This is a genomic window from Streptomyces sp. RKAG293 (assembly GCF_023701745.1).
In the GTDB taxonomy this organism is placed as follows: domain Bacteria; phylum Actinomycetota; class Actinomycetes; order Streptomycetales; family Streptomycetaceae; genus Actinacidiphila.
Genome location: NZ_JAJOZB010000001.1, coordinates 1,571,112 through 1,596,253, shown reverse-complemented (window position 1 = coordinate 1,596,253; position 25,142 = coordinate 1,571,112). Strand labels below are relative to the sequence as shown.

Below are 25,142 nucleotides of genomic sequence, written 5' to 3'. Positions count from 1 at the left end.
AGAGGAGCCCGCAGATGAGCCGGTCGGTCCTGGTCACCGGAGGCAATCGCGGTATCGGCCTGGCGGTCGCCAACGCCTTCCTGGCGCAGGGCGACCGGGTCGCGGTGACCTGCCGGGAATCCCCGCCACCGGACGGAAAGCTGCTGGCCGTCCGGTGCGACGTGACCGAGTCCGGGCAGATCGACGCGGCGTTCGACGAGGCCGAGCGCGCCCACGGACCGGTGGAGGTGCTGGTCTCCAACGCCGGGATCATCGACGACGTCCTGCTGCTGCGGATGCGCGAGGAGCAGTTCACCCGGGTCGTGGACACCAACCTCACCGGCGCCTACCGGGTCGCCCGGCGGGCCGCGCGCGGAATGGTGCGCGGCGGCTGGGGGCGGATCGTCCTCATCTCCTCGGTGGCCGCCGTGCGCGGGGCGCCCGGGCAGGCCAACTACGCGGCGAGCAAGGCCGGGCTGGGCGGGCTGGCCCGTGCGGTCGCCCGCGAGCTGGGCTCCCGGGCGATCACCGCCAACGTGGTGCTGCCCGGTTTCATCCCCACCGACATCAACGCCGACCTGCCGGAGAAGGTCCGCCGGGAGGCCCTCGCCCAGATCCCGGCGGGCCGCTACGGCCGGCCTGAGGAGGTCGCGGCGGCCGTCACGTTCCTCGCGTCGGACGCCGCCGGCTACATCACGGGGGCCCTGCTGCCGGTGGACGGCGGCCTCGGCATGGGCCACTGACACCGCAGTTCGCGTCAGGCCGGATCACGTCAGGCCGGAGCACGGCACGGCAGCTCATGGAAACCGCAGACGACCGGGGGAGGACCCCTTGCACGCCACCCGCACCGTTCCCTGTCCGCTCGGCGCCCAGTCGCCCGACGCGCTCGGCGCACTGGCCCGCGAGCTCGTCGCGAAACTCACCGCCGACCCGGGGGTGTCCCCGGCCCAGGCGGCGCGCGGCCTCGCCGGCAGCCCCGCCGGGCCGCACCGCGCCGTGGTGCTCGCGGACGACCGGGCCGGGCTGCTCGACGGCCTGGCCGCGCTGGCCGCCGGCCTGCCCGCCGACCATCTCGTCACCGGACAGGCCGTCACCGGCGCCGGAACGGCCTTCGTCTTCCCCGGCCAGGGCTCCCAGTGGCCGGGCATGGCGACGGAGCTGTACGCGGGGTCGGACGTCTTCCGCGACCGGATCGACGCCGTGGCCGCCGAACTGGGCCGGTGGACCGACTGGAACCTCCTCGACGCCATGGCCGGCGCGGAGGGCGCGCCGGGATTCGAACGGGTCGACGTGGTGCAGCCCGCGCTGTTCGCGATGATGGTGTCGCTGGCCGCGCAGTGGGAGTCGTACGGGGTCGCCCCGACGGCCGTGATCGGCCACTCGCAGGGCGAGATCGCCGCCGCGCACGTCGCCGGGATCCTCAGCCTCCAGGACGCCGTACGCATCGTGGTGATGCGCGGCCGCGTCCTGCGCAAGCTGACCGGGCGCGGCGGGATGCTCTCGGTGCCGATGCCGTACGAGTGGGTCGAGCGCTACGTCGCGGAGCACTCGGCACGGCTGGCGCTCGCCGCCGAGAACGGCCCCGGCAACCTCGTCGTCTCCGGCGATGTGCCCGCCCTGGAGGAACTGGTCCAGCGGTGCGCGGAGGAAGGCGTCCGGGCCCGGATGGTGAAGGTCGACTACCCCTCCCACTCGCCGCAGATCGACGAGATCCGCGACGAACTGCTCGCCGGCATCGCCGGCGTGGCCCCCCGACCCGGCCGGATCCCCTACTACTCCTCGGTGGCCGCCGGCCGTATCGACGGCACCGAACTGGACGCCGGCTACTGGTTCCGGAACCTGCGGCGCACGGTGCGCTTCGAGTCCGCGGTGCGCGCCGCGGCGGACGACGGCCATCTGCGGTTCGTGGAGAGCAGCCCGCACCCCGTGCTCGTGCGGGGACTGCAGCGCACGCTGCGCGAGGTGCCGGACGGCCGGGTGATCGAGTCGGTGCGGCGCGGTGAGGGCGGACCCGACCGGTTCCTGCGCTCGGCGGCCGAGGCGTACACGCACGGTGCGGACGTCGCCTGGCCCGGCGCGCTGTTCAGCTGAATCCGGGATCCGGAAGAGCCCGGATCCCGGCGCCCACATGCCCCGGGAACCCAAGAGTCCCGGCGATCTCACGCGTTGTCCCACTCTGGAGGAACAGATGTCACGCTACGACTGGGAAATCGACAACCCCGGTATCGCCCGCCTCGAGCAGGCCGTGGAAGGCGCCCGCAGCCGGGTCGTCGGCCACCCCGTCTACCACAGCCTGGACAGCCTGGGCGCGGTGGTCACGTTCATGGAGCACCACGTTTTCGCCGTCTGGGACTTCATGTCCCTGCTGAAGTCGCTGCAGCGGACCCTGACCTGCGTCTCCGTGCCGTGGATCCCGAGCGGCCCGGCCGCGAGCCGGCGGCTCATCAACGACATCGTGCTGGTCGAGGAGAGCGACGAGATCGGCGAGGGGTTCATCAGCCACTTCGAGCTCTATCTGCAGGGCATGGCCGAGGCGGGCGCCGACACCGGGCCGATCGACTCCCTGGTGGCGCTGCTGCGCGAGGGCAAGCCGGTGCTGCCGTCCCTGAAGGAGGCGGGCGCGCCCGCCGCGTCCATCGAATTCGCCACGAAGACCTGGGAGTTCATCGAGAACTCTCCGGTGCACTGCCAGGCGGCGGCCTTCGCCTTCGGCCGCGAGGACCTGATTCCGGACATGTTCGACAAGGTGGTCGCCGTCAACCGCGACCAGGGCAACCGGCTCGGTTCCTTTGTCGACTATCTGGAACGGCACATCGAGGTGGACGGCGAGGAGCACACCCCGATGGCCATGCAGATGCTCGCCGACCTGTGCGGCGACGACCAGGACAAGTGGGCCGAGTGCGAGGAGGCCATCAACGGGGCACTCGACGCCCGGGTCCGGCTGTGGGACGGCATCCTCGCGGAAGTCCGTGCCTGACAGCCATCATTGAGGTCACGTCACTTCAGCCAGCAGCGACGGAACTTCACATGACTCCCGCTGAATCCCACCAGGAGGACGACGTGCCGACGCAAGCGACAGAGGCATTACGGGCGGACCGCAGCGCACTTCTCGATCTGTGCGCGGGGCTGTGCGAGGCGGACTGGAAGACGGAGAGCGGCTGCCCCGGCTGGTCCGTACAGGATGTCGTGGCGCACATGGGCGCACTGTTCACCTCGGTGGTCGCTCCGGGGACGCTGCCCGACACCGCGGGCCTCGCCACCGAGCGGGCGCAGGACGTCCATGTGGAGTTCCGGCGCTCCTGGTCGGCCGCCCAGGTCGTCCGGGACTACGCGTCGGTCAGCACCGAGGCCATCGGGGCGCTGGAGCGCCTCGCGGCCGCCGACCGGCAGCTGGACCTCGGTGACCTGGGGACGCATCCGGCGGCGCTGCTGCCCAACGCCTTCGCCTTCGACCACTACACCCACATCCGCGCCGACCTGTTCGCTCCGCGCGGCCCGCTGACCGGGACGCCGCCGCCCTCCGACGAGCTGCGGCTCACGGCCGCGATCGACTGGATCGAGGCGGCCCTGCCGCAGCAGAACCGGGAGCTGCTCGCGGGGCTCTCGGGCTCGGCCGACCTGGTGCTCGACGGGCCAGGCGGCCGCACCGTCAAGCTGGGGGCCGGCGGCCGGACCGTGCGGGTCGCCGGCGACACCACGTCGTTCGTCCGCTGGATCACCCAGCGCGGCAGTTGGGAGGAACTCGACGTCACCGCGTACGGCGATCCGGATCAGGCGGCGCTGCTGCGCCGGCTGCGGGTGTGGTGACGCGGATGTTCCCCGACTTCACCACGACCCCGGAAGACCTGCGGCGGGCCGCGGCCCGCACGGCCGCACTGCTGCGGACCGTGCCCGATCCCGGCGCGCCCGTGCCGGGCCTGGCGTGGACCATCGGCGAGACCGCCGCCCATCTCGTCGTGGAACTCCAGCACTACGCGGGCTTCGCCGGCGGCGAGCTGGACGCCCGCACCGTGCTGGACGTCCTGCCCACCGGGCCGGGGGTGACCCCGGGCGAACTGAACGCCGCCGCGAATGCCCAGCTGCTCGCGGGGTTCCCCGAGCGGGACCCGAAGGTCCTCGCCGACCTGCTGGAGTCGGCGGCCGCCGACTTCGGTGCGGCGGCCGGAAGCCGCCGGCCGGACGAACCCGTCCTCACCACCAACGGTCTGCACATGACCGTGCCGGTGATGGCGGCGACCCTGCTCGGCGAACAGGTCGTCCACGGCCTGGACATCGCCCGCGCCCGGCGGACGCCCTGGCCGGTGGCCCGCAGGGACGGGCTGCTGATCGTCGAGGGCGTGCTCGCGATGGCCCCGGAGTACGTCGACCGGAAGCGGGCGGCCGGGATGCACATCGCGTACGAGCTGCGCTTCCGCGGCGGCCCGGGATACCGGTTCGCGGTGGACGACGGGACGGCCGTGGTGACCCCGGCGGGCGCCCGCGCCGACTGCCGGATCACCGCAGACCCGGCGGCCTTCGTGCTGATGGGCTACGGCAGGGTCGGCCAGTGGGGCCAGGTGCTGCGCGGCCGGATCGTCGCCGGCGGACGGAAGCCCTGGCGCGCCTCGGCGTTCGGGTCGCTGCTCACCCCCGTCTGACCGTACGGCCAGGCGCGGCGCGGCGCGGGATCGGTGGCGTGGGGTCGGAGGGGCGGTTCAGAAGAGCTCCACGCCGGGAAGGTGCGGGCCTGGCTGGACGGGCAGTTGCGCGACCAGGGTGGTGATCCGCATGGAGGGGTGCAGGGCGGCGTGCGCGCCGGCCGTACTCAGCGCGAGGGGGGAGCGGCGGCAGATGTTGATCAACTCGGCCGTCGCCTCCTCCTCGGCCACCACTCTGCTGTGGCCGAGCAGCACCTCCAGCGAGGCGCGGGCGTCCTGGAAGGAGAGCACGTCCACACTGACCGGGTGCGCCCCGTGATGGGCCACCAGGCTGACGAGCTTGCGGCGGCTGGTCACCAGCGTCAGACACCCCGCGGCGCCCGGCAGCAGCGGCGACACCTGTTCCGCGGACCGGGCGTCGTCCAGCACCAGCAGCATCCGCTTGCCGGCGAGCAGGCTCCGCAGCAGCGCCGACCGCGCGGGCAGCCCGGCGGGCACCTGGTCCTGCTGCACTCCGAGCGAGTCGAGGAAGTCCGCGATCGCCTCGTCGGGCCCCGGCCCGGCGGGCGTGCTGCCGCGCAGGTTCACATAGAGCTGGCCGTCCGGGAAGCGGTCGGCGTGCTGATGGGCCCAGCGCACAGCGAGGGCGGTCTTGCCCACCCCCAGCGGGCCGTCGATCACGGCCAGTCCGGCGTGCCGCCCCTGGTGTTCGAGCAGCGCGGTGAGCGAGCGCAGCTCCCGGTCCCGGCCGGCGAAGTGCCGGGCCGCCATGGGTATCTGCTGCGGGACCACCACCTGGGCGACGGGCTTGCCGGGCGGTCCTGGCACCGCCGCGGGGTCGGCTTCGGGGGCCCGGCCGGAGGCGAGCCGCGCCATGTCGCTCGGATCTAACTCCAGTGCGGTGGTGAGGAGTTGCAGGGAGCGGGGATGGGGTTTGCGGGTCCTTCCGCGTTCCAGGTCACTGATCATGCGGACGCTCAGCCCGGTGCGCCGGGCCAGGTCCTCCTGAGTGAGGCCCATGGCCTCCCTGCGCTGGACGAGAAGTTCGGTCGAGTCACTGCTGATGTGCATGATGGATCCCCCGTTGTGAAAGTGCTGGTCCGCCGGCGGATGGCGCTGTTCCTAGAGGGGACGTCTGCCGGGCGGCCGGTGCGGATGGAGCACGGTCCCGTCGACCGGGCCGAGTCCCGGCAGGCCGCAGAGCAGCATCGCCTCGGCCAGTTCGTCGCGCAGCAGGCCGAGTACCGCCGCCACCCCGGTGGAGCCGCCGCAGGTGAGCCCCCACAGCGCGGGCCGTCCGATCAGGACGGTGTCGGCGCCCAGCGCCAGCGCCTTGAGGACGTCGGAGCCGTGGCGGAACGCGCCGTCGACGAGCACCGCGCACCGTCCGCGCACCTCGGCGGCGATCTCGGGCAGCGCCGCCACCGCTGTGACCGCGCCGGGCAGTTGGCGCCCGCCGTGGTTGGAGACGACGACGCCGTCCATGCCGTGCTCGACCGCGAGCCGGGCGTCCTGGGCGGTCAGTACGCCCTTGAGGAGCAGCGGCAGCTTGGTGCGCCCGCGCAGCCAGGCCAGATCGGCCCAGCCCACCGAGGCGTCGAACTGCTCGGCGGAGTGGGCCGCGAGCGCCGAGGTGCCGGCGACGGCGCGATGGGTGGTGGCCATGACCGCGGAGTCCAGATTGACCGCGCGCACGTCCGCGGGGACGGAGAAGCCGTTGCGCAGGTCCCGCGGTCTGCGGGCGACCACCGGGGCGTCCACCGTGAGCACCAGCGCGCCGAATCCGGCCTCCTCGGCGCCGGCGACCAGCTTCTCCAACTGGTCGCGGCGGCGCAGCCAGTACAGCTGCAGCCACAGCGGCCCGGACGCCGCGCCGGCCATCTCCTGCAGTGTCCGGTTGGCGAAGATGCTGGCGATGAACAGGGCGCCGGCGGAACCCGCCCCCTGGGCGGTGGCCACCTCACCCTCCGGGTGGAAGAGCCGGTGGTGCGCCATCGGCGCCACTCCGAGCGGCACCCGCAGCGGGCGGCCCAGCAGGGTGGTGCCGAGGTCGGGCCCGGCGGTGCCGGTGAGGACCCGTGGACGCAGTCCCAGCCGGTCCAGCACGGCCTGGTTGGCATGGACGGCGGATTCATCTCCGCTGCCCCCGGCCAGATAGTCCCACACCGGCGGGGAAAGGCGCCGGTGAGCCTCTTCTTCGAAATCCCTGACGTGCAATAACGCGCGCTCTTGGGTCACGAGTTGCAGTCTCTCAGTACTTGGTTCGGATGCGGGTAATATCTTTTCCAACTCACGGTGTCACCGTCCGGAAGTCCTGGCTTCCATTCGCCGGGAGGAAAACGCGGAAGCCGCCGCGGTGCGGGCGGCGGTTCGGCGAGCGATGAATTCCGGTGCGTTCCGGTGGGTTTCTCAGGACACCACGGGCAGCACTCCTGACACGCTAGACGGCGATGACCTCGATGGCACCCTCCCCGTTGGGGTCGGTGGCCGGTGCCGGATGGACGGCCGTGACCTCGAAGCCCGCCTTCTCGGCGAGCGCGCGGTACTCCGGTGCCGTCCTGTTGCGGCCCTCGACCATCGCCAGCATCAGCAGGTCGTACACCTTGGCCTGGCTGGGGCCGGGTCCTGAGGGGATGACCTTCTCCAGGATCACCAGGCGGCCGCCCGGTGGCAGGGCAGCGCGGGTGGTGCGCAGGATGGCCAGGGCCTTCTCGTCGGTCCAGTTGTGCAGACAGCGGGAGAGCAGATAGAGGTCGCCGCCGGTGGGGACCTCCTCGAAGAAGCTGCCCTCCACCAGCGTCGTCCGGTCGGTGAGGCCGGCGGCTTCCAGCCGCTGCCGGGCCTGGCTCACCGCCTCGGGCAGTTCGAGAAGCACTCCGTGCAGCTCCGGTCGGTCCGTGAGCACCTCGGCGAGCAGGTTCCCGTTGCCGCCGCCGATGTCCACGACGGTGCGGACGCCGTCGAGTGAGCAGTGCGCGAACGCGGCGGGCACCGCGCCGCGGCTGCCCAGCGCCGCGTTGAAGGTGCGGGCGACCTCCTGGTGCTCCTGCAGATAGGTGTACATCGGCATGCCGTGCACCTCGTCGAAGGCGGGCGTTCCGGTGCGGACGGCGTGCACGAGCGCGCCGAACGAGCGGAACACCTCCTCGCCGAGCATGATCGCGCTGTTCCGCAGGGAGTGGGGTGTGTCCGAACGGAGCAGGGCGGAGACCGGAGTGAGCGAGAACCTGTCCTGCTCGTCCTGCGCGAAGATTCCGACCGAGGCGAGTGCCCGCAGAATTCTGTGCACCCCGTCCGGTTGCGCATCGCATTCCCCGGCTATCTCCGCCGCCGCTTTGGGGCCTTCGGCCAGGATGTCGGAGATCCCGAGCACCGCGGCGGCATAACAGGCCTGTGCCACCCAGGATCCGGTGAGCGCACCGAGCAGGGTGCGGCTCGCGGCCGCCCTTTCCTGATCCGGCGTCGATTCCTCGTCGACCGGGCCGTTCTTCTGGCCATTTCCACTCATTGCGTCATCGCTTTCTTCCGGTCTTCCTTTTCGACGGCGGGCCTGGCGGCCGGCCGCTTGACGGCCAGACAGGTGAGGGCGGCGAGCACGGTCGCGGCCACGGGCAGTGCGATCGTCGCGTGCATCGCGTCGATGAAGCCGTGGGCCAGGGCCTGTCGCCCGGCCTCCCTCAGTTGACCGGCCACCTCGGCGGGCACCCCGGCCGGCGGCCCGGACGCGCTGCCCGACCCGACTTCGAGACCGCGTTCGGCGGTGGAGCGCAGCCCCGACACGAAGGAGGCGCGGTACTGCTCCGGCAGCGCCAGGGAGCGGCTGTCCGCCTGGTCGCCGATCGACGCGACGAGCCGGTTCTGCAGCAGCGCACCGACCGCCGCGGTGCCGATGACCGCGCCGAACTGCCGGTTGGAGTTGAAGACCCCGGAGGCCGCCCCGCTGAGCTCGGGCCGCACCTCGCGCATCGCGATGGTCGGCATCGGCGCGAACGTCCCGCCCATGCCCGCTCCGGCGACGAGCAGCGGGGGCAGGAAGTGGTACCAGCGGGAGTCGGGTTGGGCGATCGCGGCCATCCATCCCATCCCGGCCGCGAACAGCAGCAGCCCGGAGACCAGGATGTAGCGGCCGTCGATCCGGTCGGTGAGCCGTCCCGCCAGCGGCGCCAGGACCATCGACACCATCGCGGCGGGCGCCAGGGTGAGCCCCGCCCGCAGCGCGCTCATCCCGGCCACCGACTGCAGATAGAGGTTGAACAGCAGCAGGAAGCCGAGCATCCCGATGTTGACTGCACCGCCGACGACGTTCATCAGCGCGTAGTCGCGGTTCCGGAACAGGGCGAACGGGATCAGCGGATCCCGTTTCTGCGAGCGGGCCTGCAACCCGAGGAAGACGGCGAGGAGTACCACCCCGATGCCGAGCACCAGCGGGATGCCGATGAACGGGACCACCGTTCCCCAGTCGTAGCGCTGGCCCTCGACCAGCCCGTAGCAGAGCGCCAGCAGCGCCAGCGTGATCAGCAGCACGCCGAGCGGATCGAGCCGGCGGGAGCCGCTCCCGCGGACCTCGGTGACGACGGCGAACGTTCCGGCCAGGACGACGATCGCGATCGGCAGATTGATGAAGAAGATCCACCGCCAGCCGAACGCGGTGACGAGCAGACCGCCCACCGTCGGCCCGGCTATCGCGGCGATGCCCGCCACCGCGCCCCAGATCCCGAAGGCCGTACCGCGCCGCTCGGGCGGGAAGCTGTGGGTGAGGATGGTCAGGGTCTGCGGCATCAGGATCGCCGCCCCCAGCCCCTGAACCGCCCGGAACGCGATCAGCTGACCCGGATCGGTGGCGAACCCGCAGGCCATCGAGGCGAGCGTGAACAGGGCGACGCCGGCCGCGAAGGTGCTGCGCGGGCCCCACAGGTCGCCGATGCGTCCCGCGGTGATCAGCAGTGCCGCGAGCACCAGGGTGTAGCCGTTGATGACCCACAGGATCTGATCGAGCGAGGCGCCCAGGTCATCGACCACGTCCGGGATGGCGATGTTGACGATCGTCAGGTCGAGCAGCGTCATGAAGTAGCCGAGCGAGATGACGATCAGCGTGGCCCACGGGTTGCCGCGCAGGTTCCTCATGGCAGCCCCGCCTTCACTCCGCCTCGGGTGCGGGACCGGTCAGCGACTCACTGATCGCCTGGCCGACGGCGCCCGCCAGGAAGCGGTGGAACTCGGCGTTGCCGCGCCGGTCGGTGACGACCTCGACGAGCCGGGGGCCCGGCGCGCGCACCGCGTCCAGCAGCTCCGTCATCGAACCGGCTCTGGTGTAGGGCCAGTCGGCGGCGCGGGCGACCGCGTCGAGCCGCACGTTGTGCGGCGTGCCGAAGAACGTCTCGAAGCCGTCGATGGGTTCGCTCTGCGGGGTCATCGAGAAGATCCCGCCGCCGTTGTTGTTGACCACGACGATCACCAGGTCCGGCCGGGCCGGAGCCGCCCCGGTGATCAGCCCGTTCTGGTCGTGCAGCAGGGACAGATCGCCCAGCAGGGCGTACGCGCGCCCCGACGTCTCCGCCTCGTGGGCCAGTGCGGCACCGATCGCGCTGGACACCGCCCCGTCGATCCCGCTCAGCCCCCGGTTGGCCAGGATGCGCAGGTCGCCGCGCGGCCGCAGGGTCCGCTCCACATCGCGCACCGGCATGCTCGACGCGGCGAAGAGCAGCGATCCGGGTGGCAGCGCGGCCGCCAGGTCACGGGCGATCCGGGGCTCGGTGACCCCGCCCGCGTCGAGCGTGCTGTCCAGCGCCTCCAGGGCCGCCTTGTCCGCGTCCAGCCACAGACGCAGCCAGTCCGGATCCGTCCGCTCCTGCACGGGCTTCCCGAGCCGGGAGATCACCTTGGTCGCGGTGCGCGCCGGATCGGCCCAGTCCTCCGCCGGATCCACGACGATCAACTCCTTGACTGAGCCGAGGTAGTTGAGCAGTGCCAGGTTCACCCCGGCCCGGCCGACGGCGACCACCGCCTCGGGGTGCGCCACCGCGCGGAACCCGGGGTGCGACAGCAGATAGCCGTACGTCGTGATCGCGTTGCCGCCCTGGCGGGCACCGCTCTGGGGTTCGGCCAGCAGCGGCCAGCCGGCCTGCTCGGCGAAGGCCACGGCGCCGGCCGGGTCCGCGGCGGCGTCCCCGACCACGACCACCCCGCGCGCCGGAACCTCCAGCGCCTGCGGCTCGGGCAGGCTGCGCACCACCCGTATCCTCGGGCGCGGTTCCCGGTTCGCGACGCCTGCCTGACCGGCCTCGGCGCCGGCGGTGTTCTCCAGCGGATCGGGCAGCATCAGATTGAGCTGGACGGGCCCTCCGGCCGCGGCCGCGACGGTACGGGAGAGCACCGAGCGCCAGTACCCGGCGGTCGCCTCGTCACCGGGGACGGACTCCAACTCGGCGAAGAACCCGGTCGAGGTGCCGAACATCCGCACCTGGTCGGTCGTCTGGTTGGCGCCCGTGCCGCGCCAGACCGGCTTGCGGTCGGTGGTGATCACGATGAGCGGCACCCGGGCGTGCCGGGCCTCGAGGACCGCCGGGTGCAGGTTGGCGGCCGCGGTGCCGGAGGTGCAGGCGACCGCGACCGGACGACCACTGGCCCGGGCGAGGCCGAGCGCGAGGAATCCGGCGGAGCGTTCGTCGATCCGTACGTGCAGCCGCAGCCCTGGGTGCCGGTACAGGGCGGAGGCGAGCAGCCCCGAGTGCAGTCCGGGGGAGATCACCGCCTCCGTGACCCCGCACTGCGCCAGTTCGTCGGCCACGGTGGCGGTGAGCTGGTCGGAAAGGTTCATGGTGTCCCGGTCTCCAGATCGGATCGATACGGCGAGGGGCGGTGCGGGGGAGCGGTCGGCCGGTTGGCCGGCTTCCGGTGCGGGGCGGGTCAGCTGCCCGGCCGGTCCCACAGCGCGCGCGCCCGCCGCTTGATGTGCTCGGGGAAGTTCTGCTCGAAGGCGGTGCTCACGGGCCGCTTGTCGGCGTCCGGGGAGAGCAGGCAGTCGTACGCCATCTTCGGGCCGCTCAGGGTCTGCATCTCGGCAGCGGAGTAGATGATGTGCAGCGGTGTGAACAGCTGGTCCTCGATGAGGACCTGCCCCTGCACCGGATGGCAGCGGGTGGCGAACCCCCAGGCCAGATCGCGCAGATCGGTGGGGTCGAGGTCGTCGTCGAGCACCAGGATCCGGGTGATCCAGAAACCCACCTTGGGCCGCAGCACCACATTCGCGATGGCCCGGGTCAGCATGCGGGTCGTGGTGTGGATGCCGCCGCCCCACTGCCGCCACTCGCGCGGCACGGTGATCGCGGCCAGCGTGCAGGAGCCTTCGGGGATCAGCCACGCGGCGGTCACCGGCAGCCCGGCACCGCGCAGATTGCGCAGCACCTCGGCGGCGTGCGTGGGGCCCACCACGGTGTGGACCTCCTCGACCGGCTTGCCCGCCGAGACCACCGGCAGGATCGGGTCGTCCCGGTGGGTGATCGCGGAGATGTGGAAGACGGGCCGCTGCCGGGGCTGCCCGGAGATGTAGCCGAAGAACTCGCCCATCGGCCCCTCCGGCAGGGTCTCGTCGAGCGAGACATGGCCCTCGACGACGATCTCCGCGGAGGCCGGCACCTGCAGATCGACGGTGCGGCAGCGCGTCACCTCCAGCGGTTCGCCGAAGTAGCCGCCCAGGTAACCGGACTCGTCACGGCCGGAGGGCAGCGCCATCCCGCCCGCGAACGGGATCGCCGGCTCGCTGCCCTGGACCAGCGCGGCGGGCATGGGTTCGCCGCGCTCCTTCCACATCGCGTAGATCTTCCCGATGTCCTGCGGTGGGTTGATCATGACGACCAGCGTCCGGCTGTCGGCCGCCATCACCCGCGTGATGGCCCAGTTGGTCCACGAGCCGTCCGGGCTGCGCACGATGATGACGCCCCAGGTGTTGAGGTAGCGCCCGGCGTCGCCCACGTGCACCAGCGGCACCGGGAACGCGTCCAGCGTGGCCTCGTCGCCGAGCAGCACGTTCTGCTGGCAGGGCGCGTCGGTGATCTCCACCGGCGGGATGGGTTCCGCGTCGAGCGCGACCGCGAGCTCGTCCACGATGGCCAGCGGATGGGTCCCGGGCTCCAGCCCCAGGGACAGCGCGACCCGGGCCCAGCGCGCCTCGGGCAGTGAGCTCAGGGCCCCGGGTGCTCCGAGGATCCGATAGCCGGGCCGGTGCCCGGCGAGCCGGTTGAACAGGGGCGCGGGCAGTTGGTTCTCCACGGCGTAGCGGATCACCGCGCCGGCCTCGAGTTCGGTACTCACCTCGTCGTCGATCTCGCGTAAATCGCCTATTTCCCGCAGTTCCTCAAGATATGCCCGAAGGCTGGTCAAGTGCTTCTTCATTCGGAGCTGGCACCTCGTGTAAACCGGTCGATAAACCGGCAGGTAGGCCGGTATGGGATGGCGTGTCAATACGTGCTGATGCAACTGATGAAGGCAAGGGGAAAGGACGGCGGGCCGGCACTTCTGTCATCGCCAGGCGGCCCCATGTGAGCGCCGCGTCCCCGGGGGAGTCCCTCTCCGGGAGGGCCGCCCGCGCCCCAGGGGCCGTGCAGGGCCTGTGCAGGGTCTGTGAAGGTCGGGAGGAGTGACCGGCGGCGCTGGAGGACTTTATGCGGACTATTGAATTCCGCTCATCTCTCAGGCTTGCTCCTCCCGTGAACAGCTTCGGCGGGTTGGCGGTGGGGCGGACAGGAGAACGAATTAACGTTTTCCTTACGCCTACTGCTCAGGTACTTCGCGCGAGTCATGTCGTGAGGCGAGCTCTGTTCAAGTGGTACTTGAGGGCAACACTAGCCTGCGCCCGTGGACGGTTCAAGGGCGGCCAATTTTACGCAGGTAAAGTGCCGGAAAGCCGCGCGAAGGCCCCCGCGAACGGTTGGGCGAGTTCCCGCCAATTCCGTTCGTACGGTGTGTGGCGGCAGGTGGACCACGGGATGAACCGTGCTCCACAAGGCCCGGCCACGGCTCCTGGACGGCCGGACCGGGGACCGGCCGGCCGAGGCCGACCGGCGGAATCCCTACCGCGGTTCCCGCTCCGGGAGCGGACCGTCGCCGGGTTGATGGGCGGAGACGGCGATCGTCTCCTGGCGGAAGAACGCGGGGCGGATCACCCGGTAGACGAGCATCAGGATGCCGCCGAGCACCAGCGCGCCGATACCGGTGACGAAGACGCCGCCGAACTGCCAGTGCGGCGGGAACGGCAGGGTCCACGAGGTGCTGCCGTAGTCCGAGGCGGAGTACACCACGCAGGCGTTGATGAAGAAGTACAGCAGCAGGGCGCCGCCGACCCCCGGCATGATCCCCTTGCCCCACAGATCGCGGGGGCTCCGGGTGAGCACCTTGCGGTAGTACCAGACACAGGCGAACCCGGTGAGCCCGTAGTAGAAGGCGATCATCAGACCCACCGAACCGATGGAGTCGGCCAGCACGTTCTCACTGACGCGGGTCAGCATGACGTAGAAGGCGATGGAGGCCAGTCCCATGCCGACGGTCGACCAGGTCGGGGTGAGGAACCGGGGGTGCATCCGGGCGAACCGGTCCGGGATCGCCTTGAACGCGGCCATCGAGAGCGTGGTGCGCGCCGTCGGCAGGATGGTGGTCTGGGTGGAGGCCGCGGCCGAGGTGAGCACCATGAAGATCAGGAGCTTGGTGGCGAACCCGCCCCAGCTCCCGGAACCGAAGACCTCGCTGCCGAGGCTGGACAGCACGTCCCCGGAGTTGTCCGGGTTGGCGAGCCCGATGCCCTTGTCCCCGACCCCGGCGAAGGCCTGCGCGGACACGGTGACCACGACGTAGACGAGCAGCAAAATGACGGTGGACATGACCGCGGCCCGGCCCGGTGTGCGGCCGCGGTCCTTGGTCTCCTCGTTGACCGACACGGCCGTGTCCCAGCCCCAGTAGATGAAGATGCCGGCGAGGATGCCCTTGGTGAGGGCGTCCAGCGAGTCGATCTTGGCGGGGTTGAACCACGACCAGGAGACCTCCGTCGACACGCTCGGTGCCGTACCCGCGTACACCTTGACCAGCGCGGTGACGGCCAGCAGGAAGAGCACCACGATCTCGATGGTGAGCAGCACCTTCTGCAGGTTGGCCGAGAGCTCGATGCCGATGTAGCAGATGAGCGTCATCACGGCGATCCACACCACGCCGACCACGGTGACCCACGTGGTGTTCTCGGCCAGCCCGTCGGCGCCGATGAGCTGGAAGCCGTACGCCCCGGCGATCTGGGCCAGGTTCGCCATGACGATGATGTCGGCGGCGATGATGCCCCAGCCGCCCATCCACCCGGTCCGTGGGCCGAACGCCCTCGAAGCCCAGGTGAAGGTGGTGCCGCAGTCCGGGTCCGCCTCGTTGAGCTGCTTGTACGCGTAGGCGATCAGGAACATCGGGATGAAGGACAGGATGATCACGATCGGTGACTGGAACCCGACGACCGCGACGATGACTCCGAGGGTCGCCGCGAGACTGTACGCGGGCGCGGTCGAGGCCAGGCCGATCACCATGCTGGAGAACAACCCCAGCGCGCCGTCCTTGAGCCCCTTCTCCGTCGATCCAGGTCCCGACGGAGGCCGGGCCGCGGGAGGGGGAGGGACAACAGGCACACCCATAACGGCCGCCTCAGGTCAAAGAAGCACACCCCACGCATTTCCACAATGGACCGCTTCCCCGCAGGTCCGCAACCCAGAGGACCAGGCCGGGTCCGAGGGCGCTTCGCGTCGGCCGGTGTCGCCTTCGGTCCGGCTGTCGCCCAGGGCGACGCAGCGCAGGTAGTCACCGTTCGGCATGGGTCGACCGCCTTTCCCGCAGCACGGCGGCGATGCGAAGGCACCAGTCCCGGTGGTCCTGCTCGAAGGCCAGGCCGCGCAGGCAGGTCAGATAGGGCCCGATCCGCTCGCCGTGGCGCAGGAACTCCTCCTCGTCGGCGTCGCCGCGCAGCTGGCGCAGCAGTTTGCCGAGCAGCTCGATCTTGGCCTCGGCCGCGGCGGCGCGTTCCTGGAGCTGTTCGAGCACGGGCGCGGTGCCGACGCGGTCGACGGCCTGGACCTTCACGAGGAGGTCGTCGCGGATGACAGAAGGCTTGGACGAGGCCGCGGCGAAGGCCTCCAGTTCGGCGAGTCCTTCGTCGGTGACGTGGAACATGCGCTTGTTGGGCCGGGACTCCTGGACCACCTGCCGGCCCGCGACCAGCCCTTCCTTCTCCAGTTTCGCCAGCTCGGCGTACAGCTGCTGGGGCAGGGCGTGCCAGAAGTTCCCGACGCCGATGTCGAACGCCTTCGCCAGCTGGTACCCGCTGTACTCGCCGTCCAGCAGCGCCGCCAGCACGGCATGTCGCAATGCCATCGAAGCGACCCCTTCCCTTTCCCCGTCCTGCAGCGCATCCTACCCAAGAACATGATTAGTCATATTCTTGAGTATCAGGAGGGGTCATGGAGACCGCTGAACGCTTCCGTACCGCCGTGGAGAAGCGCGATCTCGCCGCACTGGACGACCTGTTCACCGACGACATCCGCTTCTACAGCCCGGTGAAGTTCACGCCCTTCGAGGGCAAGGCCATGGTGCTGGGGCTCTTCGGCGTGCTGCTGCGCACCTTCGAGGACTTCCGCTACGTCGGACGGTTCGACGGTACGGCCGAGACCAGCACCGACGGCTCGGAGGCCCCGTCGGAGATCCTGCTCTTCCGGGCCACCGTGGACGGCAAGGAGATCCACGGCATCGACATGCTCCAGTTCGACGAGGCGGGCCGGGTCAAGGAGTTCACGGTGATGGTCCGTCCGCAGTCCGCCGTACAGGCCCTGGGCCAGGCGGTGCTCGCCGGCCTGGTCGCCGACGGCCTGGCCCCCGGGGGCGGCGCCCCCACGCCCTGACGCCCCTGCCGTTCAACGGTCCCGGTACCCGAGGCGTGACCGGGCCCGTGGGACGGGCGGGCCCGGCGACCGCCGTGACCGTCCTCAGTCGCGCCAGTTGGCGATGTTGACGTTCTCCAGGATGCCGAGGGCGTCGGGGACGAGTACGGCGGCGGAGTAGTAGGCGCTGACGAGGTAGCTGATGATGGCCTTCTCGCTCAGCCCCATGAACCGCACGTTCAGTCCGGGCTCGTACTCGTCGGGGATGCCGGTCTGGCGCAGGCCGATGACGCCCTGGTTGTCCTCGCCGGTACGCACCGCGATGATCGAGCTGGTGCGGGCCTCACTGATCGGGATCTTTCCGCAACTGAGGATGGGCACGCCGCGCCAGGCGAGAACGCTGCTGCCGTCGACTTCGACGTTGCCCGGATAGAGGCCTTTGCGGGTCCATTCGCGGCCGATGGCGGCGATGGTGCGGGGGTGGGCGAGCAGGAAGCGGGTGCCGCGGCGGCGGCTGATGAGTTCGTCGAGGTCGTCGGGGAGCGGGGGGCCGGCGTGCGGCTGGATGCGCTGGTCGTAGTCGGCGGCGTGCAGCAGTCCGAACTCACGGTTGTTGATGAGTTCGTGTTCCTGGCGTTCGCGCAGGGCTTCGATGGTGAGTTTGAGCTGTTGCTCGATCTGGTTCATCGGTTCGTTGTAGAGGTCAGCGACGCGGCTGTGGACGCGCAGGACGGTCTGGGCGACGCTCAGTTCGTATTCGCGGGGGGCGACTTCGTAGTCGACGAACGTGGACGGCAGGTCTGCTTCGCCCTTGTGGCCGGAGGCGAGTTCGATGGCGGCTTCGCCGCGCTTGTTGACCCGTTGGCGGGGGATGGCGCGGTAGGCCTCGATGTGGGCGCGCAGGGCGGGGGACTGGTCGGCGAGGGTCTGGAAGTCCTGCCGGGACAGGGCCAGCACGGTGGTGGTGGTGGCGGCTTTGGCGGTGAAGTCCCAGGGTGTTTCCGGGTCGAGCAGGCCCTGTTCGCCGAAGTGGGCGCCGTCGGCGAGGACGCCGAGACGATTCTGCTCGCCGAATTCGCCCTCGCTGAGCTTTTCGACCTTGCCGTGGGCGAGGAGGTAGAGGGTGTCGACGGGCTGGCCGGCTTCGGCCAGGAGCTCGCCGGGGGCGAACTCGCGCTGGGTGAAGCGGTCGGCGAGCGCGGTGAGGACCGCGGTGTCCTCGAAGGAGCGCAGCAGGGCGAGTTCGCCGAGTTCGGCGGGGACGACCCGCACGTGTGACCCGGTTTTGACGAAGGTCACCTTGCCGTCGCCCACGGAGTAGGTCAGCCGGCGGTTGACCCGGTAGGTGCCGGCCGAGACTTCTACCCAGGGCAGCATGCGCAGCAGCCAGCGGGAGGAGATTCCCGCCATCTGAGGTGCGGACTTGGTGGTGGTCGCCAGATTCCGGGCAGCAGCCGTATCAAGGCTCGTATGGGACGGGCTGTTTCCTTGAGCGGGCGCGGATTCCGGACGGGCTTCGATCGACATGGGTGGAGTCCTTTGCCGTGGCGTTCTTCAATGTCCGTGGATTACTTGTTCCCACGCGAAATGCGGCGGCAGTTCCCTGAACGAGTGACGTGGTACGACGTGGTTGCGAAATCCTGAAACAGGAGCGATATCCGGCGTGATATGCCGCTTCCACCCGGAGGAATTGGTATCGCCGGGCCGGTGGGCGGCCTGGCGCCGCCCTCGGTCCAACTCCCTTGATCGCAGGGGAACTCGCCGGTTGAAGTATTGCTGATCTTCCTCCCCCGCGCCATCACTCGATCGAGTGAGTGTGAGGTGCGGCCATGACGGTAATGATTCAGCCCAGGCGCTGCGCCCACATTGCTCAGAATCACCATATTCATTGGGTTGCCGCGAAGGATTCCGGCGTGGCGCGTGAACGGCGTCGAAACACATGGCCAACGTCAGTCAGGGAGAGCACACGTCATGACCACCACCGGCCGAGGCCAGCCCCCGGCCGAAGCGCTGGAACGAATCCTCGCCGGGCCGACCGGTCTGGGAAGCGCCGCCAGCCGCTTCGCCCGTCCGCCCCACCTCCCGGCCCGCCCGGCACCGGCAACGGCAACGGCTCCCGCACAGCCGCCGGCGCCCGCACAGCCATCAGCTCCCGCACAGCCACCGTCGCCGCCACGGCCACCTGCGTCGGCCCAGTCGCCGGCCCGGCCGTCGGCCCCGGCCCCGGCCGCGGCGCCCGCGCGGATCGAGGGTCTGCACTGCCCGCCCGCGGTACGCGACGACCGAACGCTCGCCGACCTGATCAACGAGCAACTCCTGCAATGGGCCGATGACGTCGACCTGTTCCGTTCGCCGGATCTGCGCGCCGGTCTGCTGAAGTTCGACCCGGGCCGTTCCGTCGTGCTCTGCCACCCCGACGCCCCCACCACCGGCCATCTCCTGACCGCCGCCAAACTCCTGGCCGGTGAGAACGCGGTGGACGACTACTTCTGCGAACCCGAGCTGGGCGGCACACCCGAGGGCCTCGGCGCCCGCCTCGCCGTCGCCCAGTCCGCGATCGACCCCACCCACATGCCCGCGCCCTACGACGCCGACTGGCGGGCGGCCCTGGCCGCGCATCCGGCGCTGCGCGCCATGCATTCGGCCATGGAGTCCTTCACCCAGCTCGCCACCCCCGCCCAGTCCCACCGGTACCGCCATGAGGTCGCCAGCCTGTACCTCGGCTACGAGGCCGAAGCCGCCTGCGTCCAGGAGGAACGCACTCCCCGGGTATGGGAGTACCTGGTCCAGCGCCAGCTCAACTCCTTCCGCCCGTGCCTGGCGATCACGGACGCGATCGGCGGCTATGAACTCCCCGCCGAACTGTTCGCCCTGCCGGCCGTGCAGCGCGCGACCGCGCTCGCCTCCACCGCCTCCACGGTCCTCAACGACCTGTACTCCCTGCGCAAGGAACAGGCGTCGGGCCGCTTCCACTACAGCCTGCCGACCGTCATCGCGGAGGAGGAGGACTGCGCGATCGACGACGCCTTCACGAAGGCCATCGAGGTGCACAACGAGCTGGTGCGCGCGTTCGAGACCGAGGCCGCCGCGCTCACCGCCCATCCGGTCGCCGCCCGGTACGTGACCGGGCTCGCGAACTGGATGGGCGGGAACCACGAATGGCACGCCGGCCACGTCGGCGGCCGGTATGCCACATCGCCCTGAGCTCCAACCCTGAAGTGACCCGACGATCAAAGGAGTAAGCCCGCACATGACCATCGACCACATCACCGCCCCCGCCCCTCTCCTCAACACCAGCCCCTACCAGCGGTCCGTGGCCGCCTACTGGAACGCTGAGAAGAACCCGGTCAACCTCCGCCTGGGCGACGTGGACGGCATCTACCACCACCACTACGGGATCGGTGACGTCGACTGGTCGGTCCTCGACGCGTCGGAGGACCTGCGGGAGAACCTGGTCACCAAGGAGCTCCACCGGCTGGAGTGCAACCAGACCGAGTTCCTCCTCGACCAGTTCGGCTCCATCGCCCCCGAGGACCGGCTGCTGGACGCCGGATCGGGCCGCGGCGGGGGCAGCATCGTGGCCAACCAGCGGTTCGGGTGCTCGGTCGACGGGGTGTCCATCTCCCAGTCCCAGGTCGACTTCGCCAACGACCAGGCCGTCAAGCGGGGTGTGGACGACAAGGTCCGGTTCCACCTCAAGAACATGCTGAGCACCGGCTTCGACACGGGTTCCTTCCGCGGGATCTGGAACAACGAGAGCACCATGTACGTCGACCTGGCCCAGCTGTTCGCCGAGCACTCCCGGCTGCTGGCGCGCGGTGGGCGGTACGTCACCATCACCGGCTGCTACAACGACACCTATGGGCTGCCCTCCAGGGCGGTGAGTCAGATCAACGCGCACTACATCTGCGACATCCACCCCCGCAGCACCTACTTCAAGGAGATGGCAGCCAACCGGCTCGTCCCGATCAGCGTCGTGGACCTCACCGCCGCGACGATCCCGTACTGGGAGCTGCGCGCCAAGTCGTCGCTGGTCACCGGCATCGAGGACCCGTTCCTCACCGCCTACAAGGACGGCAGTTTCCAGTACCTCCTCATCGCCGCCGACCGGGTCTGACCGCTCGGGCCCTCCGACCCCTCTGCCGGACCGTCGCGCGGCGGTCCGGCAGAGGTCCTTCCACGCGGGCGGGTGCGTCCGTGGCACCCCGGTCAGCGTGGCGGGTCGGCCAGGGCCCACAGCGGTGAGGTGTGCGCTCCGCGGCCGCGCTTGGCGGCGAGGGACTTCATCCCGGCGTGGAGGTGGGTGCACCCGTGCCGGTACGCGTCCTCGATCGGCAGGTAGTAGGCGAGGTTGAAGTACTCGAACGCGTCGCCGGTGCGCTCGGGATCATGGCCGACGGCCCGCAGCCACGCGGTGTTCCCGAAGTGGTAGACGAGGGAGAAGGCGACCATGGCGGGGCCGTCGTAGGCGGCGGTGACCCGGGCGTCCTCGCCCATGGCCCGGGCCTGGCGGCGCATGACGGCGGTCATGGCCGCGGTGTCGGTGGCGTGGCCGTGGTGGCGTTGCAGGATCGCCAGCAGCCGCCCGGCGTCCGCCACACAGTTCGCGAGCGGCCCGGCGCGCACGGTCAGGCCCCGGGCGTCGAACGCGCGGCGTTCGCCGCGGATGCCGCTGCGCCGCTTGGCCGGGAGTGCGGCGAGGTAGTCGTCGAAGCCCGTGCCGGGCAGGGTGATGGTGGCGTCGTCCTCGATCCGGCGCGGCGCGGTGCCGTAGGCGTCGCCCAGTTCCGTGGCGGCCCGGTCGGTGAGGTAGGGCCACCAGTGCCGGGTGCCGTGCCGGGCGGCGTGCTCACGGGCCGCGTCGCGCAGCAACGTCAGGCAGCCGGCTCGCTGGGGGCCGCTTAACCCGGCGGCCAGCAAAGGGGCGTTGTGGTACCCGCGCCTGGCTCCGGCGATGACGCGGGGAGCCTCGTCCTGCCCGGTGTCCAGATGGTGCTCCGGCCGGTAGTTGGTGTTGGGCTCGTCGTGCACCAGGTACAGGGGTGCGGCGGCGGCCGGCCGGCCGTGCGGATCGCGGACGAGGAGATAGCTGCAGGTCGCACTGGGGTCGGTCTCCTCACCCGACAGCCAGCGGTGGGAGAGGTAGAAGCTCGTGTCGCGGGCGAGGTGGTCCCATTCGGCGGCGGGGACGGCGGCCAGCGTGGGGAGGGTTTCTAGGTTCACCGGGTGCGCTTTCGACGGGGGCGGCTGGATGGGGACAGCGGCCCGGAGGGGACCAGCGGGAGGACGGCCAGGGCGGCGAGGACGCAGACGATCGCCTCGAAGGCCCACGGCAGCAGGGACGACCGGTGCAGCAGCACGGTGAAGAGGGCGGGAGCCGCCGCGCCGCCGACGGACCACGACATCTGGAACAGCGCCTGGTGGGATCCCCGGGCGGCCGCCGGACCGAGCGTCGTGGACAGTTCCGCCATCGCGGGTGAGCAGAGGATCTCCCCGGCGGTGAACAGCACGATGCCGACGGCCAGCGCGGGCCAGGCCAGCGGGCGCAGGCCCGGCAGGGCCGGTGCGGCGAACGCGGCCATCGCAAGGGCGAGCACGGCGTAGGCGACGGAGACCGCGTGCCGGGCGGCGCGCGGTGCCAGGTGTGCGGTCACCGCTGTCGCCGTCAGGGCGACGGCCACGGTGTTGACGAGCAGCAGGACACTGGCGGACCAGGCCGGCAGCCGCAGCGCGCTGGTGGCGTAGAGCGCGAGCAGGACCGACAGGATCGCCTGGGCGAACACATAGGGCAGATTGCACAGGACCAGGGCCAGGTAGCGGCGGTCGATGGACCAGGGGGCGCGCCCAGGAGGTGCGTTGGGGCGGCCGGGCGCCACGCTGAGGGTCGCGAACAAGGTGGCGGCGAGGCAGTAGCTCGCCGCGTCGGCGACCACCAGGGCGGTCAGCGCCCCGGTGCCCCACAGGGCGAGGGCCGCGGTGGCGATGGCGGCTCCGGCGGCGAGACCGGTGTTGCGCAGCGAGGAGGTGAACGCGAACCAGGTGCGCGGTTCGTCGCCCGCCGCCACCAGCAGGGTCAGCGAACGCTGGCTGGTGTAGTAGCCGTTGATGCCCGTCTGCACCGTGAAGTACGCGGCCGCGATCTGCCACGGCCCCTCCGCGACGAGAAAGCCGCAGAACCCCGCCGCGCAGACCAGGTTGGAGGCGACGGCGAGGTACTGCGGCCCGGCACGGTCCATGATCCGGCCCGCGAGCGCGGTGAGCGGGAGGGCGGCGAGCTGCCCCGCGCTCGCCGCCGCGCCCGCCGTCGATGCCGGGATGTGCCGGACGGTGATGAAGAACAGCAGCCCCAGTGGCAGCAGCAGCCCGTTGCCGATGGAGTCGATGACGTTGGCGGTGACGAACCGGCCCCGTCCGCGCAACTCGGGCAGACCGGCGATCCGGGCGGCCCGGCCGCGGCCGGGACGGCGGCCGGTCGCTCCGGTCACGGGCCGCACAGCAGAGCGCGGACCTTGTCCATCATGACGGGGGCGAGGATGCCCGAGTGGGCGTTGATCGTGTCGAGTTCCTTGACGGTGCGCTGCTCGTCACCTTCCTCACAGGTGAAGGTGACGATGTCGCCGTGGCTGTTGCCGTCGATGACCAGCTCGTGCGCGGTGACCAGACCGAGGCGGTCGCGCAGCTCGGCCGCCGCCTGGCCTACGGGCCGGTCGGCCAGGAACTCGATCCCCCAGCGCTTGCGCCGGGTGTCGGGTCGCGCGGCGTCCGGGTACCGGCCGCGTGCCATGTCGGCGAGTGTCGCGAAGGTGTTGGTGCCGGAGGCGGCGCAGGACAGGGTGGTGGCTCCGCCGATGCGCGGATTGATCTCCAGGACGACGTAACGGCCGTTGACGTGGATCATGTCGACGTTGACCGAGCCGTACACGCCGAGGCTCTCGCACAGCGCGACGAGACGCTCGGCGACCGGGGCGAAGTCGGCGTCCGCCTGCGGGCGCGGTCCGCACCAGCGCAGGTCGGCGAAGGTGAACGCGGCTCCGCCGCCGGCCTGTCCGGTCCAGCACAACGGCAGGACGCTGTAGTTCCCTGGCGCCCCGACGATGTCGACGGAGCACAGGTCACCGGTCAGACACTCCTCCAGCACAGCGCTGACGGGGGGCGGGTCGGCGAGATAGGCGTCGAGCGCGGCGCGGTCCGGAAGGAAGCGGATGCCCATGCTGGTGGAGTCCCACAGCGGTTTGGACAGCAGCGGGTAGCCGATCTCACCGGCGGCGACGAGCAGGCTCTGCCGGTAGGCGGGCACGGGCAGGCCGCGCCCGGCCGTCAGATCGCTGTCCGCCCGGATCCCCCTGGCGACATCCAGTCCCGCGGTGATGAGGGCCTGCTTCGTCTCCCACTTGTCGCAGAGCAGCCAGGTGGCCGCCAGCGGTGTCATCACGGTGGGGATGCCGCGTGCGTCGAGGAACGCTTTGGCGGTCGCGTCGCGCAGCGCGTTCTCGCACGGCAGCGATACGGAAACGGCGGCGTCCGCTCCCCACGCGCTCACGGCGTCGGCCAGTTCCAGCGGTGTCACCGCGGGGTCGAGGGGCTCACCCCCGGCGGGGAAGTCGGCCGGGCCGCAGTGGCCGTGGGTGTGGAAGAGCCGGGATTCGACGCCGTCGTCCGTCAGTTCGCGGACGGCCCGCTGGATGTAGGGGTCGGCGCGCTGGATGTCGACGGAGCGCAGGAACGCGATCTTGTGCACGGGTCAGGCCACCTCGATAGTCGTCTGGGATACCGCCCGGTCGGCCAGCAGTTCGGCCTGGGCGGGGTTCGCGGCCGTCGCGATGACATGGCCGATCCGGCAGGAGTTGTCGACCGGGGCGCGCAGCGGATCGCCGGGACGCACGGTGAACTCGCTGTGCGTCACGGCGAGCGTCCATGTCGCGGGTCCCGGTCTGGACGGCGAGATCCCGGAAGGGGTTCTTCTTCCGCGGCTCACCGGCGGACATCTGACGCCGACGGAGCAGGACGTCCGGGCCGCGGCGGCGGCCCTCGCCTGGCATCCCTCGGAGGCCTCCGCCCTGTTCGCCGCGGCGGCCACCGGACGGCGCGGCACCGTACGGACGGTGGGCGCCGAGGTGCGTCTCACCCCGGCGAGCGGACGGGTCTACCAGCTCACCCTGGAGCAGGCACTCGCCCACAACCCGCTGGCCCGCGCCCTGTTCGACGAGCAGCCCGGAAGCCTGGAGGACGCGGAGCACCTCGCCCTGCGGATCTGCGGCTTCTCGGAACTGGCCCGTGAACGCGACGCCGCCGAACGCCTCCGGGCCACCGCGCCGTCGCGGCCACCGGTCCCCGTACCCACCAGAAAAAACCAAGTCCTTTACACGCTCCGGCAGTTCGCGCCGGGAGCGGCCTGTGTCACCTTCCGGTACGCGGCGCGCGCTCTCGGCCTCTCCTGGCGGGACATCCCACGGCTGCGTGAACTCTCATCGGTCGACGGTCCGTTGCTGCCCCTCGTCACGTGAACCGTCAGGGGCTCCTCCTCCTTCGAGTGCTCTGCGCCCCGGCGACGTAACTTCGGTTTCCTTGGGGAGTTCTCACCTCGTCCGACCGACCCGCCGTCGGTCCGAAGGCTCCCGCCGCGAGGAACCGT

Annotated in this window: 22 protein-coding genes; 9 read left to right on the top strand and 13 right to left on the bottom strand. The window is 70.9% G+C overall.

The window, feature by feature from the left end:
* The first annotated feature begins 14 nt into the window (after positions 1-14).
* The 5 genes from fabG (at position 15) to LNW72_RS06920 (ending at position 4,616) form a co-directional block, all read left to right on the top strand.
* The gene (fabG, locus tag LNW72_RS06940) at positions 15-722 is read left to right on the top strand and encodes a 3-oxoacyl-ACP reductase FabG (RefSeq protein WP_250974581.1); all 708 of its coding nucleotides are present in this window, start codon (positions 15-17) and stop codon (positions 720-722) included.
* 88 nt (positions 723-810) lie between these two features.
* On the top strand, positions 811-2,070 hold the full coding sequence (locus LNW72_RS06935; protein ID WP_250974580.1) for an acyltransferase domain-containing protein: 1,260 nt from the start codon (positions 811-813) through the stop codon (positions 2,068-2,070).
* 97 nt (positions 2,071-2,167) lie between these two features.
* Positions 2,168-2,956, top strand: coding sequence for a DUF3050 domain-containing protein (locus LNW72_RS06930; RefSeq protein ID WP_250974579.1), 789 nt, complete (start codon positions 2,168-2,170; stop codon positions 2,954-2,956).
* Between the two features lie 50 nt (positions 2,957-3,006).
* Entirely contained in the window at positions 3,007-3,786 is a 780-nt protein-coding gene (locus tag LNW72_RS06925; protein ID WP_250974578.1) for a maleylpyruvate isomerase family mycothiol-dependent enzyme, read from the top strand.
* A gap of 5 nt (positions 3,787-3,791) precedes the next feature.
* Positions 3,792-4,616: a maleylpyruvate isomerase N-terminal domain-containing protein gene (locus LNW72_RS06920; protein WP_250974577.1), complete on the top strand. Its 825-nt coding sequence runs from the start codon at positions 3,792-3,794 to the stop codon at positions 4,614-4,616.
* Positions 4,617-4,673: 57 nt separating this feature from the next.
* On the opposite strand, the gene LNW72_RS06915 is transcribed toward LNW72_RS06920, so the two are convergent.
* From LNW72_RS06915 to LNW72_RS06880, 8 genes are all read right to left on the bottom strand, one after another.
* Positions 4,674-5,687 (bottom strand): helix-turn-helix domain-containing protein, encoded by a 1,014-nt coding sequence (locus tag LNW72_RS06915; protein WP_250974576.1) that lies wholly within the window; start codon positions 5,685-5,687, stop codon positions 4,674-4,676.
* Positions 5,688-5,738: 51 nt separating this feature from the next.
* A complete protein-coding gene (locus LNW72_RS06910; RefSeq protein WP_308401896.1) occupies positions 5,739-6,854 on the bottom strand; it encodes an alpha-hydroxy acid oxidase in 1,116 nt (371 codons plus the stop codon).
* Between the two features lie 202 nt (positions 6,855-7,056).
* A complete protein-coding gene (locus LNW72_RS06905) occupies positions 7,057-8,124 on the bottom strand; it encodes an acetylserotonin O-methyltransferase (RefSeq protein ID WP_250974574.1) in 1,068 nt (355 codons plus the stop codon).
* Positions 8,121-9,740, bottom strand: a complete 1,620-nt coding sequence (locus tag LNW72_RS06900) for a DHA2 family efflux MFS transporter permease subunit (RefSeq protein ID WP_250974573.1) — start codon at positions 9,738-9,740, stop codon at positions 8,121-8,123. The genes LNW72_RS06905 and LNW72_RS06900 overlap by 4 nt, the downstream gene beginning before the upstream one ends.
* Positions 9,741-9,753: 13 nt before the next feature.
* Entirely contained in the window at positions 9,754-11,433 is a 1,680-nt protein-coding gene (gene menD, locus LNW72_RS06895; RefSeq protein WP_250974572.1) for a 2-succinyl-5-enolpyruvyl-6-hydroxy-3-cyclohexene-1-carboxylic-acid synthase, read from the bottom strand.
* A gap of 89 nt (positions 11,434-11,522) precedes the next feature.
* On the bottom strand, positions 11,523-13,007 hold the full coding sequence (locus LNW72_RS06890) for a UbiD family decarboxylase (RefSeq protein WP_250974571.1): 1,485 nt from the start codon (positions 13,005-13,007) through the stop codon (positions 11,523-11,525).
* 677 nt (positions 13,008-13,684) lie between these two features.
* Positions 13,685-15,181: an APC family permease gene (locus LNW72_RS06885; protein ID WP_250974570.1), complete on the bottom strand. Its 1,497-nt coding sequence runs from the start codon at positions 15,179-15,181 to the stop codon at positions 13,685-13,687.
* Positions 15,182-15,437: 256 nt separating this feature from the next.
* A complete protein-coding gene (locus tag LNW72_RS06880; protein ID WP_250974569.1) occupies positions 15,438-16,007 on the bottom strand; it encodes a PadR family transcriptional regulator in 570 nt (189 codons plus the stop codon).
* Positions 16,008-16,093: 86 nt separating this feature from the next.
* On the opposite strand from LNW72_RS06880, the gene LNW72_RS06875 reads away from it, so the two are divergent.
* Positions 16,094-16,531: a nuclear transport factor 2 family protein gene (locus LNW72_RS06875; protein WP_250974568.1), complete on the top strand. Its 438-nt coding sequence runs from the start codon at positions 16,094-16,096 to the stop codon at positions 16,529-16,531.
* Positions 16,532-16,615: 84 nt separating this feature from the next.
* Here LNW72_RS06875 and LNW72_RS06870 read toward each other — a convergent pair whose 3' ends face one another.
* A complete protein-coding gene (locus LNW72_RS06870; RefSeq protein WP_250974567.1) occupies positions 16,616-18,037 on the bottom strand; it encodes a family 2B encapsulin nanocompartment shell protein in 1,422 nt (473 codons plus the stop codon).
* A 444-nt stretch (positions 18,038-18,481) separates the two neighbouring features.
* Between LNW72_RS06870 and LNW72_RS06865 the strand changes: the two genes are divergently transcribed.
* Both LNW72_RS06865 and LNW72_RS06860 read left to right on the top strand, forming a co-directional pair.
* Entirely contained in the window at positions 18,482-19,714 is a 1,233-nt protein-coding gene (locus LNW72_RS06865; protein WP_250974566.1) for a family 2 encapsulin nanocompartment cargo protein terpene cyclase, read from the top strand.
* A 46-nt stretch (positions 19,715-19,760) separates the two neighbouring features.
* The gene (locus LNW72_RS06860) at positions 19,761-20,627 is read left to right on the top strand and encodes a geranyl diphosphate 2-C-methyltransferase (protein WP_250974565.1); all 867 of its coding nucleotides are present in this window, start codon (positions 19,761-19,763) and stop codon (positions 20,625-20,627) included.
* Between the two features lie 92 nt (positions 20,628-20,719).
* On the opposite strand, the gene LNW72_RS06855 is transcribed toward LNW72_RS06860, so the two are convergent.
* From LNW72_RS06855 to LNW72_RS06840, 4 genes are read right to left on the bottom strand one after another with little or no spacing between them, the layout of a single operon-like run.
* Entirely contained in the window at positions 20,720-21,733 is a 1,014-nt protein-coding gene (locus LNW72_RS06855) for a GNAT family N-acetyltransferase (protein ID WP_250974564.1), read from the bottom strand.
* Entirely contained in the window at positions 21,730-22,995 is a 1,266-nt protein-coding gene (locus LNW72_RS06850) for an MFS transporter (protein ID WP_250974563.1), read from the bottom strand. The genes LNW72_RS06855 and LNW72_RS06850 overlap by 4 nt, the downstream gene beginning before the upstream one ends.
* A complete protein-coding gene (locus LNW72_RS06845; protein ID WP_250974562.1) occupies positions 22,992-24,248 on the bottom strand; it encodes an ATP-grasp domain-containing protein in 1,257 nt (418 codons plus the stop codon). Before LNW72_RS06845 ends, LNW72_RS06850 begins: the two co-directional genes overlap by 4 nt.
* Before the next feature lie 3 nt (positions 24,249-24,251).
* Positions 24,252-24,413, bottom strand: coding sequence for a hypothetical protein (locus tag LNW72_RS06840; protein WP_250974561.1), 162 nt, complete (start codon positions 24,411-24,413; stop codon positions 24,252-24,254).
* Between LNW72_RS06840 and LNW72_RS06835 the strand changes: the two genes are divergently transcribed.
* The gene (locus tag LNW72_RS06835) at positions 24,394-25,014 is read left to right on the top strand and encodes a DUF1152 domain-containing protein (protein WP_250974560.1); all 621 of its coding nucleotides are present in this window, start codon (positions 24,394-24,396) and stop codon (positions 25,012-25,014) included. The two genes, LNW72_RS06840 and LNW72_RS06835, sit on opposite strands and share 20 nt — an antisense overlap.
* Positions 25,015-25,142: the final 128 nt, after the last annotated feature.